Annotated in this window: 13 protein-coding genes; 10 read left to right on the plus strand and 3 right to left on the minus strand. The window is 70.3% G+C overall.

The features are described 5' to 3' along the window. Positions 1–106: 106 nt before the first annotated feature. Positions 107–847 carry an LPXTG cell wall anchor domain-containing protein gene (locus tag ACWDEW_RS06365; RefSeq protein ID WP_450510125.1) on the plus strand — a complete coding sequence of 247 codons (741 nt, stop codon included), beginning with the start codon at positions 107–109 and terminating at the stop codon, positions 845–847. Between the two features lie 110 nt (positions 848–957). After that, entirely contained in the window at positions 958–2,280 is a 1,323-nt protein-coding gene (locus ACWDEW_RS06370) for an FAD-binding oxidoreductase (protein ID WP_450510126.1), read from the plus strand. On the opposite strand, the gene ACWDEW_RS06375 is transcribed toward ACWDEW_RS06370, so the two are convergent. Further along, a complete protein-coding gene (locus ACWDEW_RS06375) occupies positions 2,264–2,845 on the minus strand; it encodes a biotin transporter BioY (RefSeq protein WP_450510128.1) in 582 nt (193 codons plus the stop codon). The two genes, ACWDEW_RS06370 and ACWDEW_RS06375, sit on opposite strands and share 17 nt — an antisense overlap. Positions 2,846–3,260: 415 nt before the next feature. Here ACWDEW_RS06375 and ACWDEW_RS06380 point away from each other — a divergent pair, with 415 nt between their 5' ends. The 7 genes from ACWDEW_RS06380 to ACWDEW_RS06410 all read left to right on the plus strand — a co-directional run bounded on the left by ACWDEW_RS06380 (position 3,261) and on the right by ACWDEW_RS06410 (position 10,585). After that, positions 3,261–4,460 (plus strand): ROK family protein, encoded by a 1,200-nt coding sequence (locus ACWDEW_RS06380; RefSeq protein ID WP_450510130.1) that lies wholly within the window; start codon positions 3,261–3,263, stop codon positions 4,458–4,460. Positions 4,461–4,674: 214 nt separating this feature from the next. Continuing rightward, positions 4,675–5,745 (plus strand): ABC transporter substrate-binding protein, encoded by a 1,071-nt coding sequence (locus tag ACWDEW_RS06385; protein ID WP_450510132.1) that lies wholly within the window; start codon positions 4,675–4,677, stop codon positions 5,743–5,745. Positions 5,746–5,750: 5 nt separating this feature from the next. Further along, positions 5,751–6,599 carry an ABC transporter permease gene (locus ACWDEW_RS06390; protein WP_450510134.1) on the plus strand — a complete coding sequence of 283 codons (849 nt, stop codon included), beginning with the start codon at positions 5,751–5,753 and terminating at the stop codon, positions 6,597–6,599. Then, a complete protein-coding gene (locus ACWDEW_RS06395; protein WP_450510136.1) occupies positions 6,575–7,291 on the plus strand; it encodes an ABC transporter ATP-binding protein in 717 nt (238 codons plus the stop codon). Before ACWDEW_RS06390 ends, ACWDEW_RS06395 begins: the two co-directional genes overlap by 25 nt. 278 nt (positions 7,292–7,569) lie before the next feature. Further along, positions 7,570–8,904 carry an LLM class flavin-dependent oxidoreductase gene (locus ACWDEW_RS06400; protein ID WP_450510138.1) on the plus strand — a complete coding sequence of 445 codons (1,335 nt, stop codon included), beginning with the start codon at positions 7,570–7,572 and terminating at the stop codon, positions 8,902–8,904. 12 nt (positions 8,905–8,916) lie between these two features. Beyond that, positions 8,917–9,807: a TauD/TfdA dioxygenase family protein gene (locus ACWDEW_RS06405; protein ID WP_450510139.1), complete on the plus strand. Its 891-nt coding sequence runs from the start codon at positions 8,917–8,919 to the stop codon at positions 9,805–9,807. Positions 9,808–9,949: 142 nt separating this feature from the next. After that, complete coding sequence (locus tag ACWDEW_RS06410) at positions 9,950–10,585, plus strand: superoxide dismutase (RefSeq protein WP_450510141.1); 636 nt, start codon at positions 9,950–9,952, stop codon at positions 10,583–10,585. A gap of 105 nt (positions 10,586–10,690) precedes the next feature. On the opposite strand, the gene ACWDEW_RS06415 is transcribed toward ACWDEW_RS06410, so the two are convergent. Then, positions 10,691–11,308, minus strand: coding sequence for a histidine phosphatase family protein (locus ACWDEW_RS06415; RefSeq protein ID WP_450510143.1), 618 nt, complete (start codon positions 11,306–11,308; stop codon positions 10,691–10,693). Then, the gene (locus ACWDEW_RS06420) at positions 11,305–12,765 is read right to left on the minus strand and encodes an FGGY-family carbohydrate kinase (protein WP_450510145.1); all 1,461 of its coding nucleotides are present in this window, start codon (positions 12,763–12,765) and stop codon (positions 11,305–11,307) included. Before ACWDEW_RS06420 ends, ACWDEW_RS06415 begins: the two co-directional genes overlap by 4 nt. Positions 12,766–12,836: 71 nt before the next feature. Between ACWDEW_RS06420 and ACWDEW_RS06425 the strand changes: the two genes are divergently transcribed. Next, on the plus strand, positions 12,837–13,880 hold the full coding sequence (locus ACWDEW_RS06425; protein WP_450510147.1) for a 2-hydroxyacid dehydrogenase: 1,044 nt from the start codon (positions 12,837–12,839) through the stop codon (positions 13,878–13,880). Positions 13,881–13,984: the final 104 nt, after the last annotated feature.

Below are 13,984 nucleotides of genomic sequence, written 5' to 3' on the forward strand. Positions count from 1 at the left end.
TTCATGCCGTACCAGCATAGTGCGGAGAAATCTTGTGGTACCTCTTCAAGTACTGCGAATTCAGGCGCAGTCCAGGGGGATACAGGGGAACGCAAGGGGGACGAACATGAGTTCTCGTCGCGCGACGACCATCGCGACGGCCATCACAGGATCGCTGCTCACGGCATCTTTCTCGGCGGTGATGATCCTTTCCTTCGCCGCCTCGGCGGACGACCAGGGGCCGGGAAGCAGCAAAGGCGGAAAGGCGATGGACGCGGCACCGGCGGGGGTGAAACTGACCACGCTCCTGCCGGAGAGGATTTCTGTCGACAACAGTTCGAAAAAGACGGCGATCACCGCCACGGTGAAGAACGAGGGGACCAAGGAGAGCGGCGAGCTCAATCTCCTGGTCGTCGGTTTCGACGGCCTCAAGGTCAAGGGCGTGCAGGGTTGTTCGGCGATCGCCGAAAAGGATCTGCCGCCCGGTTCGAACAGCGGATTCAAGTGCTCCGTCGGCACGCTCGCCGCGGGGAAGTCGAAGTCGTACGCCGTCGACGCGACGTACGACCTGAGCAAGGCCGGGAAGATCTGTCTGCCGGTGATGTCCGCCGACGGCAAGAAGACGTTCTGGCAGCAGGGCCCGGTCCCGTTCGGTACGACGAACCCGTCTCCGAACGCCCCGGCCACCCCGTTGCTGCTCGGCACCGACAACAAGCCTGTGGCACCGGGTGGCGACACCCTGCCGAAGACCGGCGTCGGCAGTGACGTACTCCCGCTGGGCGCGGCCGGTGCGGCACTGATCGCGGCGGGCGCGGCGGGCCTGTACTGGTCCCAGCGACCGCCGAGGCGGCAGGCGCAACGGGGCTGAGCGGAGCGCGGACAGGGGAGGGCCGGGGCGCGGGAGCACCCGGCCCTCCTTGTTGGCATCCCTCGGAAAGCCTGACGGCGCATGTCAGGTTATGGAGCCAGCATGACCGTATGAGCCAGCACACGCAGCCCCTCACCCTCCGCCCCACCGACCCCGGCTACGAGGACGAACTCGCCGGTTTCCAGACCGGGTTCGCCCAGCGCCCGGCCGTGGTCTTCGGCGCGGCCTCGGCCGACGACGTGATCGCCGCCGTACGGTACGCGGCCGGCGCGGGACTGCCGGTCGGGGTGCAGGCCACCGGGCACGGGCTGCCGGGTGGCTCGGAGGGCGGGGTGCTGATCACCACGCGGCGGATGGACGGGGTGCGGATCGATCCGGAGGCGCGCACCGTCCGGGTCCAGGCGGGCGTGCGGTGGGGGCAGGTGGTCGCGGCTGCGGAGCCGTACGGGCTGGCCCCGCTGAACGGGTCGTCGCCGGGCGTGGGCGCCGTGTCGTACACGCTGAGCGGTGGACTCGGCATCCTGGCAAGGGAGTTCGGGTATGCGGCCGACCACGTGCGCTCGCTCGACGTCGTCACCGCCGACGGACGACTCCGGCGGGTGACAAGGGAGTCGGAGCCCGGCCTGTACTGGGCGCTGCTCGGCGCGGGCCACTCCTTCGGTGTCGTCACGGAGTTGGAGATCGGCCTCGTCCCGGTGCGGACGCTGTACGGCGGTTCGCTCGCCTTCGACGGGCGGGAGGTGGATCCGGCGGGCCTGCTGCGGGCGTACGAGGAGTGGACGCGAACCGTGCCGGACGGGCTGACCTCGTCCTTCGCCGCCGTACCGTACCCGGACGTCCCGGCGCTGCCGCCGCATCTGCGCGGCCGGTACGTCCTCTCCGTGCGGATCGCTTACACGGGCGCCGACGGCGATCAAGTCGTCGCGCCGCTAAGGAAGTCGGGGCCGCTGCTCGCGGACTCGTTGCGGGAGATGCCGTACGCCGAGAGCCACACGATCCACAGTGATCCGCCCGAGCCGCACGCGTACTACGGCGACAGCGCGGTGCTGAGCGAGCTGGATGTCGCGCGGGCGGGCGAGGTGCTGGCCCTCGTCGGGCCGGACGCGCCCGGTATGTGTGTCGTCCAGGTCAATCATCTCGGCGGGGCCCTCGCGAAGCCCGCGCCGAACTCTGTGCCGTACCGCGAAGGGCGTTTCCTGGTACGGCTGTTGGCGGTCGGTGACCGCGCGACCGCCCGCGCCCGGCTCGACCCGGCCTTCGCGCTGCTCGCGCCCGTGACGCTGGGCCGGGCGCTCAACTTCGCGTTCGGGGCCGGGGATCGGACCGAGGGGTTGTACGACGCGGAATCACGGAAGAGGCTCGCCGAGCTGAAGTCGGAGTACGACCCGGCGAACCTCTTCCGCAGGAACTACGGCCCTACCGCTGCTTGTTGACGAACTTCCACGCGGCCGGGGTCGCGCCCATCGCCAGGGCCGCCTTCAGTGCGTCGCCGAGGAGGAAGGGGGTGAGGCCTGCGGCGATCGCGGCGCTCGTCGAGAGGCCGAGGCTGACCGCGAGGTACGGGACGCCGACGGCGTAGATGATCGCCTCGCCGAGGATCATCGTGCCCGCCATGCGCAGCACCGAGCGGTCGACGCCGCGGCGGGCCAGGGCGCCGACGGCGGCGGAGGCGAGCAGCATGCCGACGATGTAGCCGAAGGAGGCGCCGCTCCCGTGGGTGCCGCCGGCGAACCACGGCACGCCGGCCAGGCCGAGCAGCGCGTACAGCGCGAGCGAGAGGAAGCCGCGGCCGGCGCCGAGGGAGGTGCCGACGAGGAGCGCGGCGAAGGTCTGGCCGGTGACCGGGACCGGGGAGCCCGGCACGGGCACGGAGAGCTGGGCGGCGAGGCCGGTGAGCGCGGCGCCGCCGAGCACGAGGGCGATGTCCCGGACGCGGGAGGCGGGCAGCAGGTCGGCGAGGACCTGTCCGGGGCGGGCGGTGGCGACGGCGGTACTCAAGGGGAACTCCGCAGGTTGACGGGGGTACAGGGGGACTCAGTGACGCTATCCCAGGGCCCTTCGGCCGATCACCGTCAGCGCTCGACAAAGGCTTCGGCGCGGACTTGGTGGGCTCCGCACAAAGGATGCCCGTTACACACGCTCGGGGGTGATGCCGGTCACGCGGACCCCGTGCCGTCTCGCACACCGGTCACCGTCTGGGCAGCGGTGCACCGTTTTGCTAGCTTCGACCGCATGGTTGCCCAGGCCCGGAACTTCGCGTCGCGTCGCTATGTCGACCTGCGACGCCAGGCCGCGGCGACCTGTTACCGCCCCTGAGGCGGGCGGAGCGGATCCGGTGCGCCTCGACGTGTCTCACCTGTGAGACACGCAAGACGACGGCGCACTGTCGGACCCGTTCCCGAGGAAGATCCCCATGCCCCGTAACGCGGCACCTCTTCTACGCTCCCCCGTCCCCCGCGCCGCCGACAGCGAACGGCGGCGCACCAACGCGAGTGTCATCCTGCGGTCCGTGCTGGAGCACGGGCCGGTGGCCCGCTCCACCATCGCGCGGCTGACCGGGCTGTCCCCCGCGTCGGTGACCGACTACTGCGCCCGCTTCGCCGGACTCGGCCTGATCCAGGAGTCGGCCACGCCCGAACGGTCGGGGGGTGTGGGCCGGCCCCATGTGCCCGTCGACCTGGACGACTCGCGGTTCATCGTGGGCGGAGTCCATGTGGCCGTGCCCTATACGACCGTCGCGCTGCTCGATCTGCGGGGCCGGGTACTGGCCGAGCGGCGCATCGGGCACGACACCACCGACCCCTCGCGCGTGCTGGCACGGGCGGCCGAAGGGCTGGACGCCCTGCTCGCGGACGCGTCCGGTGCCATTCCGCTCGGCGTCGGCGTGGCCGCCGGCGGCTGGGTGGACCGCGACTCCGGGACCATCGTCGACCACCCCCTGCTCGGCTGGCGGGACGTGCCCGTGCGCGAGATCCTCGGCACCCGCACCGGTCTCCCGGTCCATGTGGACGGCCACGCAAGGGCGTTGGTGAACGGGGAGCGCCTCTTCGGGCGGGCCCGGGGCAGCCGCAGCGTGCTGCATCTCTTCGTCGGCAATGTGGTCGACGCGGCCTTCGCCACCAACGACGAGGTGCACCACGGTCCTCGTTCGCAGGCCGGGGCGATCGCGCATCTGCCGCTGCGCGGCGGCACCGAGCCGTGCGACTGCGGCCGGGTCGGCTGCCTCCAAGTGGAGCTGAGCGAACGGACGTTGTGCCGGAAGGCCCGGGAGGCGGGGATCGTCGACGGGGTGAACCCGACCCATGTCGTGGCCGCGGCCGAACGCGGAAACCCCCTCGCCGTACGGCTGTTGACGCAGCGGGCGCGGATGACCGGGCGGGCGGCCGGGCTGCTGCTCGACATCCTGAACCCGGAGACGGTGGTCGTCACCGAACTCGGTGTCATCCACCGGGAGGACTGCCTGCGCGCACTGCGCGAGGAGGTCGGCGACGCGCGGGCGTCGGCGGTCGCGCCGACGAGTTTCCCGGATTCCGTGCTGGCCGTGGCGGGCGGTTCGGTGATGCTGGACGTGCTGTTCCGGGACCCTTTGAGCGTTTCACAGGCGACTATTTAATTCAGAAACTCGGAATGTTGACAGGAGGCGCTCATGACCGGGAACATCCTGTTCATGAGCCTGCAGATGAGTTGTCGCACTTCTTGTTGCTGACCCGTTGACGCGCCCCTGGCGCCGGTCTCATCCTGCCTGCATTTCCTTCCCCGGCATTCCTCTGCCGTGAATCCCGCGCGCATTCCCGCGTTTCCGTTACTTTTGATCAGGGAGTACTCCCATGCCCAATTCCCGTGCGCCCGGCCTCGACCGGCGGCTCTTCCTCACCTCCGTGCTCGGTGCCGCCGCGGGCATCGCCGGCCTCAGTGGCTGCGCCACGAGCAGCGCCGCGGCCTCGAAGTCGGGGGCAGGTCTGTCCGCCCCGCTCGCCGAGAAGGTGCCGTCCGGCACCAGCCTGAAGATCTCCTCGTACCTCAACACCCAGCAACTCCAGTTCAAACTCGCCAAGTTGCCCAAGTTGCCGTTCACCGTGTCGAGTTGGGTGAACATCGGGGCCGGTCCCGATGTCATCAACGCGTTCCGCGCCAAGTCCCTGGACCTGGCCAACAACGCGGGCATCCCGCCGATCCAGGCGCACTACCAGGGCTTCGACGCGAAGATCGTCGCGATCGACATCACCCGCAAGCCCAACTACCTCTTCGCCACCAAGCCCGGCAGCGACATCCGCACGGTCGCCGACTTCAAGGGCAAGAAGCTCGCGTTCTCCCAGGGCCAGGCCCAGGGCGTCGTCCTGCTGCGGGCGTTGAAGGAAGCGGGCCTGAAGTACGACGAGGTGAAGCTCGTCCCGCTGACCAGCAACCAGTTCCTCACGGCCCTGCAGTCGGGCCAGGTCGACATCGCCCCGCTCGCCAACAGCCAGGCACCGGCGTACCTCAAGCAGTACGAGGCGAAGGGCGCCCGCGCGATCACCACCGACGTCGTGGACCTGCTGAGCCTGCTGTGGGCGCCGACCGCCGTGCTGGCCGACTCCGCGAAGGCCGCCGCGATCGCCGCGTACATCCCGCAGTGGGCGCAGGGCCAGGTCTGGCAGTACGAGAACCCGGACACCTGGAACGAGGAGTTCTACGTCAGGACGCAGAACCTGACCCCCGCACAGGCCCAGTCGGTCACCGCGCTCGCCAACAAGCCCTTGTTCCCGCCGAGTTGGGACGAGGCCATCAAGTGGGAGCAGGAGACCGCCGATCTGCTGGCGGAGGGCGGCTTCGTGAAGGAGTTCAAGGTGGACTCGCTCTTCGACCGGCGCTTCGAGTCCATCGCGGCGAAGGCCGTACCGGCGGAGTACCGGAAGTGACGGCCATGACGACCACGACGACCACCGTGCCGGTGACGGCTGTCGAGGAGAAGCCGGCTGTGCGGCGGCACGGGCGGCGCCGCGGCCTCTCCCCCGGCAAACGCCTGCCCGCCTCCCGGATCATCGGTCCCGCGCTGTTCTTCGCCCTGTGGGCCGCCGCGTCCGCCGCCGGGCAGCTGGACCCGGCCGCGATCCCCGCACCCTGGACCGTACTGAGGACGGCCGGCCGCCTGTGGACGTCCGGAACGCTGCCCACCGACGTGCTGACCTCCCTCGAACGCGCCGCCTACGGCTTCGCCCTCGGCCTCACCGCCGGTGTCGTCCTCGCCCTGGCCGCCGGACTCAGCCGGGTCGGCGAGGCCCTGATCGACGGAACCGTGCAGCTCAACCGGGCCATCCCCACCCTCGGTCTGATCCCGCTGTTCATCCTCTGGCTGGGCATCGGCGAGACCTTCAAGATCGCCATCATCGCGATCGTCGTCTACATCCCGATCTACCTCAACCTGCACGCCGCGCTGTCCGGCATCGACCACCGCTATGTCGAACTCGCCGAGGTCCAGGGCCTGTCGAGGCTCCAGTTCATCCGCCAGATCGTCATCCCCGGCGCCCTGCCCGGCTTCTTCGTCGGCCTGCGCCTCGGAGTCACCGGCTCCTGGCTCAGCCTGGTGGTCCTGGAGCAGATCAACGCCACCAGCGGCCTCGGCTACATGATGTTCCAGGCCCAGAACTACGGCCAGTCGGACGTCATCCTGGTCGGCCTGCTGATCTACGGCGTGTTCGGCCTGGTCTCCGACAGCACGGTCCGTCTCGTCGAACGGAGGGTGCTGTCATGGCGCCGCACACTCAGCAGCTGACCACCGCGCCGACGGTCCAGATCCGGGGTCTCACCAGGTCGTTCGACGGTCGTACGGTCCTCGACGACATCGACCTCGACCTGCCCGCGGGACAGTTCACCGCGCTGCTCGGACACAGCGGGTCCGGCAAGAGCACGCTGCTGCGGGCCATCGCGGGGCTCGATCACGAGGTGGTCGGGAGTGGTGAACTCAGCGCGCCTGAACGCGTGTCGGTGGTGTTCCAGGACTCGCGGCTGCTGCCGTGGCGGCGGGTTCTCGACAATGTCCTGCTGGGAACGGAGGGCAGGGAGGCCGCGGCGAAAGGTCGCGAGGCCCTCGCCGAAGTGGGGCTCGCCGGTCGTGAGCGCGCCTGGCCCAACGAGCTGTCCGGCGGCGAGGCGCAGCGGGCGGCGCTGGCCCGGTCGCTTGTGCGCGAGCCTGAACTCCTACTGGCCGACGAGCCGTTCGGGGCGCTGGATGCCCTGACGCGCATCCGGATGCATGTGTTGCTGCGCGAGCTGTGGGAGCGGCACCGTCCCTCGGTGCTGCTGGTCACGCATGACGTGGACGAGGCGATCGTGCTCGCGGATCGGGTGCTGGTGCTGGAGGAGGGGCGGATCGGGCTGGACCTGGCGATCGACCCCGAGGTGCCGCGGGTGGAGTACCGGGAGCGGTTGCTGCCGGCGCTCGGTGTGACGTCGGACTCGCGGTGACCGTCGGTTGCGCAGTGACCGTCCGCTGCGCAGTGACCGTCCGCTGCTCGTGCCGCCCGGGGGCTGCGCCCCCAGACCCCCATCGGCCCTGAAGGGGCCTCGTCCTCAAACGCCGGACGGGCTGGATTTTGGCGACCTGTGTCGAAAAGTCGCCGGACGAGCCGATCTTTGCGGCCCGTGTCCAGAAGTCACCCGCCGCGCTGATTTTTGCGGCCCGTGTCGAGAAGTCGCCCGCCGCGCTGATTCACGCACCGGAACACCCACCCAAAGGACCTGGCATGCCCCGCCGCCTCCACCTCAACGCCTTCCTCATGAACACCGGCCACCACGAGGCTTCTTGGCGCCTCCCCGAGAGCAACCCCTACGCCCACGTCGAGCTGGACCACTACGTCCACCTCGCCCGGATCGCCGAACGCGGCACCTTCGACTCGCTCTTCCTGGCAGACGGGCCGCAGTTGTGGAGCAATCTCGCCCAACGGCCCGCGGGCGCCCTGGAACCCCTCACCCTTCTCACCGCACTCGCGACAGCGACCGAGCACATAGGCCTGATCGCCACCGCGTCCACGTCCTACAACTCCCCCTACAACCTGGCCCGCAAGTTCGCGTCCCTCGACATCATCAGCGGCGGCCGGGCCGGCTGGAACATCGTCACCACGGCCGGTGCCGAGGCGGCCCGCAACTTCGGACTCGACCACGAGCCCGCGCACGCCGAACGGTACGCACGGGCCGCCGAGTTCCTCGATGTGGCGCTGAAGCTCTGGGACAGCTGGGAGGACGACGCCATCGTCGCCGACAAGGCGGCCGGGGTGTGGGGCGACGACGCGAAGATCCACCCACCGCGCCACCAGGGGACGTACTTCAGCGTCGAGGGCGCCCTCAACGTCCCCCGCTCGCCCCAGGGTTACCCCCTGCTCGTGCAGGCGGGTTCGAGCGAGGACGGCAAGACGTTCGCGGCCCGCTACGCGGAGGCGGTGTTCACCGCGCAGCAGACCCTCGCCGACGCGCAGGCGTTCTACGCGGACCTCAAGTCCCGTACGGCGGCGGCCGGCCGGGACCCGGAGCACATCAAGGTGCTGCCCGGAATCGTCCCGGTGCTGGGCAGCACCGAAGCCGAGGCGCGAGCCAACGAACGCCTCCTGGAGGACCACATCGTGTACACGCACGGAGTGGACCGCCTGGAGCACCTGCTCCAACTACCGCCCGGCACCCTGGAGTTGGACGCCCAGCTCCCCGCCGACCTGCCGCCCGAGGACGCCATCGAGGGCGCGAAGAGCCGCTACACCCTCGTCGTCGAACTCGCCCGCCGCGACCGGCTGACCGTACGGCAGCTGATCGGCCGGCTCGGCGGCGGACGCGGGCACCTCACCTTCGCGGGCACACCCGAACAGGTCGCCGACGCGATCGAGACCTGGTTCACGCAGGGCGCCGCCGACGGCTTCAACATCATGCCGGCGGTCCTGCCCTCCGGCCTCGACGCCTTCGTCGACCACGTCGTCCCGCTCCTCCGCTCCCGCGGCCTGCTCCGCACCGAGTACGGCCCGCGCACCACCCTCCGGGAGCGCTACGGCCTCCCCCGACCGGCCAACCAGTACACCCAACCCGCCTTTGCCTGAAGGGACTTCACCATGTCCATCGAGATCCGGAAGGTCACCGCGCACATCGGCGCCCGCGTCTCCGGGTTCGACATCAACAAGCCGCTGGACGCCGAACAGGTCACGGCGATCCGCGAGGCCCTCAACGTCCACAAGGCGCTGGTCTTCGACGACGTCCACCTCGACGACGAGGGCCAGGAGGCCTTCGCCCGCCACTTCGGCGACCTCACCACCGCGCACCCCACCGTGCCGGCGGTCGACGGCGCCCCGAACGTACTCCCCGTCGACAGCGAGCGCGGCCGGGCCAACCACTGGCACACGGACGTCACCTTCGTCCTCAACCCGCCCCAGGCCAGCACCCTGCGCTCCATCACGGTCCCGCCGTACGGCGGCGAGACCCTGATCGCCAGTTCGGCGGCGGCCTACCGCGACCTGCCCGAACCCCTCCGTGCGCTCGCCGACACCCTGTGGGCGGAGCACACCAACGACTACGACTACGCCGTACCGGACGAGGAGATCGACGACGAAAAGGCCGCCCAGCGCGCCCAGTTCACGTCCATCAAGTTCCGCACGGTCCACCCGGTCGTCCGGGTCCACCCGCTGACCGGCGAACGCGGCCTGTTCATAGGCGGTTTCGCGCAACGCATCGTAGGCCTGTCGACCGGCGAATCGCGCAAGCTCCTCGACATCCTCCAGGCATACGTCACCCGCCCCGAGAACATCCTCCGCCACCGCTGGTCCCCGAACCAGCTCGTCCTGTTCGACAACCGCATCACCCAGCACTACGCCATCGACAACTACGACGACCAGCCCCGCCGCCTCAACCGCGTGACCGTCGCGGGTGACGTCCCGGTCGGCATCGAGGGCAAGGAGAGCTACTCGATCGAGGGCGACGCGTCGCACTACACCTCGGTGGCGGAGTAACCACACACCCGAACCGTCCCCGAATCCGATCCCGTCCCCGAAACGCCCCCGCGGTCCCCCCGCGGGGGCTTCTTGTTGCTAACCTGCACCTGCAATTGAGTTGCAATAAGAGTCCCAGAGGTCCGGAGGGGATCGATCCGTCATGCCCGTCTACACGCTGCCCGACCTGCCCTACGACTACTCCGCGCTCGCCCCCGTGATCAGCCCCGAGATCATCGAGCTGCACCACGACAAGCACCATGCGGCCTACGTCAAGGGAGCCAACGACACGCTGGAGCAGCTGGCGGAGGCACGCGACAAGGAGCAGTGGGCTTCGGTCAACGGGCTGGAGAAGAACCTGGCCTTCCACCTCTCCGGCCACATCCTGCACAGCATCTACTGGCAGAACATGACCGGCGACGGCGGCGGTGAGCCCCTGGAGGCGGACGGCGTAGGCGAGTTGGCGGACGCGATCACCGAATCCTTCGGCTCCTTCGCCGGTTTCAGGGCCCAGCTCACCAAGGCCGCGGCGACCACGCAGGGTTCAGGCTGGGGCGTGCTGGCCCATGAGCCCCTGAGCGGCCGATTGATCGTCGAGCAGGTCTACGACCACCAGGGCAACGTCGGCCAGGGCTCCACCCCGCTCCTCGCCTTCGACGCGTGGGAGCACGCCTTCTACCTCCAGTACAAGAACCAGAAGGTCGACTTCATCGACGCCATGTGGGCGGTCGTCAACTGGCAGGACGTGGCCAGGCGTTACGAGGCGGCGAGGTCCCGGCAGACGGTCCTGCCCGTATGACCTCCATGAGACGTCCTGCCTCGTGATCGTCTTCTCACCTTTCACGCGGGCAGGCGGATGAGAGGGCGGCCCCCGCGAGGACGTGACTCGCGGGGGCCGCCGTCTTCAGTCGTCCCCACCACACGGCACATTGAGCGACAGCAGAGCGAACTCCCCGTCCCCCACCCGAAGTTCACTCACCGCCACGTTCCGCAGCCGCGGGAACACCCGCCGGTACTCACCCAGTGGAATCGACAGCGCCCGGCACAGCACCAGCCGCAGCAGGGTGTTGTGGGCGACGACCAGGACCCGACCGCCGGAGTGTGCGGCGGCGATGCGCCGCAGCGCGGCCAGCCCGCGCGCCGCGGCGGCCGTCGGATCCTCGGACTCCGGGAACGGATGCGCCACCGGATCCGCCCGGAAGGCCTCCGCCGCGCCGGGGTCCTGTGCCGCGAACTCCGCGAGCGTACGGCCCTCCACCACTCCGAAGTCGCATTCGCGCAGGCCGGGTTCGGTGTGGGGAGTGAGGTGCAGGGCGCGGGCGGCGGGGGCCGCCGTGCGGACGGCCCGGGACAGCGGGGACGTCCAGATCGCGTCGACCGGATGCGCGGCGGCCCACCGGCCGAGGTCTTCGGCCTGAGCGACCCCCGCCTCTGTCAGGGCGACGTCGCTGATGCCGGCGTAGCGGTTCTCGGCGTGCCAGACGGTCTGGCCGTGACGGGCCAACAGGAGAGTGGTGCTCATGAGTCGGGGGTTTCCTGGTTCAGACGGGTGCGGGTGTGGGTCGCGATCGGGGTCGGCAGCCAGCCCCGGTTCTCCAGTTCGTCCACCAGCCGAGCGTACGGCTCCATGAAGCGGGCCGTACGAGACGGACGGGGTTCGAGCACCGTACGGATGCGGACCATACGGTCGGCCGTATCCGCCAGGCCGGCGGCCGCCCGCGACCCGCCCACTCCGCTGTCTGCCGCCAACACAGCCATCCCGAGGGCCGGTTCGATCTGTTCCGGCACTCGGGCCGGGCGGCCGAGGATGTCGGCGCGGAGCTGGTTCCAGTACGCGCTGCGGGCCGCGCCGCCCGTGAAGGTGAGCGGTCCGTCTATCGGGGCGCCGAGGTGGTGCAGATAGTCGAGGCACAGCCGCTCGGTGAACGCCACGCCCTGGAGCACCGCCGCCCAGCGGTCCGCCTCGGAGGCCGGGGTGCCGACGACGAAGGCGGTGGCGTCCGGGGCGAGAAAGGGGAACCGTTCGCCGGGTGAGACCAACGGATATGTGACGACGCCCGACGGTTCGTACCCGGCCGCCAGTCTGTCCATCTCCACCGGATCCACCCCCGCCCCCGCCGGCAGCGCGCCCGCTCCCACGCTCGACGCCCCGCCCGGCAGCCAACTCCCGTCCGGCGCACGGTGGTTGTAGACCACCCCGGCGCTGTCCCGGACGGGCCTCGCGGACGCCCCCTTGAGGACCAGGGTGGTACCGAGCACCGAGTTCCAGGAGCCTTCGGACAGCGCCCCCGAGGCGATCTGGGCCGCGCAGCCGTCCGTCATCCCGGCGACGACCGGCGTACCGACGGGAATACCGGTCGCGTCGGCGGCGACCCGGCAGACCTCCCCCAGCCGCGTACCCGGCCGTACGACCTCCGGCAACACGTCCCCCAAGTGGGCCAGTTGAGGCGGCCATTCCTCGCGCTCCACGTCGTAGCCCGTCTTGAGGGCATGACTGGAGTCGGTCGGAACCGTCCCGCGGCCCGTCAACCGAGCGGTGATCACATCGGGCTGATGGGCGACCAGCCCACCCCCACACTCCTCCAACAGCCACAACGCCTTGGGCAGCGCCCAACTCGTCTGCATCCCGACCCGCGCCGCCTCCGCGACCGCACGTCCGTCGTCGTACATCACCCCCGGTGTCAGCGGGCGCCCCGCGCCGTCCGTCAGCAGCACGGTCCCGGAGGTACCGCACACCGCGAGCCCGCCGAGCCGTACGCCTCCCGCCTCCCGCCCCGCCAAGGCGGCCCTGGACGCGACACACACCGCCTCCCACCACTCCCCCGGATCCTGCTCGTGCCGCACCCCGTCCCGGCGTCCGGCCAGCGGGGCGGTGCCGGCACCGAGGACCCGCCCGTCGCCGGTGACCAGCAGCGCGCGGACGCTCTGCGTCCCCAGGTCGATGCCCAGCCACGCCCCGCCGTCACCGTCGAACATCATCCGGACCTCCCACAGGGGTTACGCATTCGGCATTCCCCGTTCATCGTGGCAAAGAGGGAGGGAGCCCCACGATGACCGAGACTCTGCGTGTCGTCGCCGCCGGTGACCATTTCGTCCTGCCGTCGCTGATCACGTCAGCGATCGCCGAGGAACTGCGCGAACACCCTTTTGCCGTAAGCGAGTTGAAGCTCGGCTGGCCACTTGAACCCTTCGGCCCCGTCGCCGAGGTGGTGGAGGCGAGCGACGCCGAGGACGAACTGATCCAGGCCCTGCGGGGCGCCGGCGGAGCCCAGGTCCTGATCACCCAGATGGGGCCGGTCACCGAACGCGTCCTCGCGGCCTGCCCCGATCTCCGGCTGGTCGTGGTGTGCCGGGGCGGACCGGTCAACGTCAACCTGGACGCGGCGAAGACCCACGACGTACGGGTGTGCTTCGCACCCGGCCGCAACGCCGCCGCGACCGCCGAGTTCACCGTGGGCATGATGCTGGCCGCGCTCCGCCGCATCCCACAGGCCCACGAACTCCTTGCCGGGCAAGGGAGTTGGGAACAGGGAGCCACCTACTACACCTACGAGCACAGCGGGCTGGAGCTGGAGGATCTGCCGGTCGGCCTCGTCGGCTACGGCGCCGTCGGCAGCCGGGTCGCCCGCGCCCTCTGCGCCTTCGGCGCCCGCGTGATGGTGTACGACCCTTATGTGCACGGCGAGATCCACGGACTGCGCGTCGCGACGCTGGACGAACTCCTGCGCCGCTCCCAGGTCATCACCCTGCACGCCCGCCTGACCCCCGAGACCCGCGGCCTGATCGGCGCCCGCGAGCTCGCGCTGCTGCGCCCCGGCGCGGTCGTGGTGAACGTGGCCCGGGGCCCTCTCCTGGACGAGGAGGCCCTGTGCGAGGCCCTGGAGAGCGGCCGGCTGTCGGCAGCAGCGCTGGACACCTACACCCACGAGCCATTGCCCGCCGCATCAAGCCTGTTCGGCCTCACCGACCGACTGGTCCTCACCCCACACCTGGGCGGCGCCTCCCGCGCCGTAGCCGAGAAGGCGGCACGAATAGCAGCAGAAGAGGTCGGCCGCTGGGCACGAGGCGAGCCTCTCTCCCACCAACTCCGTTGAGGGCCCACCAACTCCCACTGTCCCCACGCGCCGGCCGAGAGGGAGCCGCAGGGGCGCGCCGGTGTCGAGAGCCCCAGCGCGCGGAGGCGCGCAGCGCCGAGCAC

It is taken from the genome of Streptomyces sp. NPDC001100 (assembly GCF_053598575.1).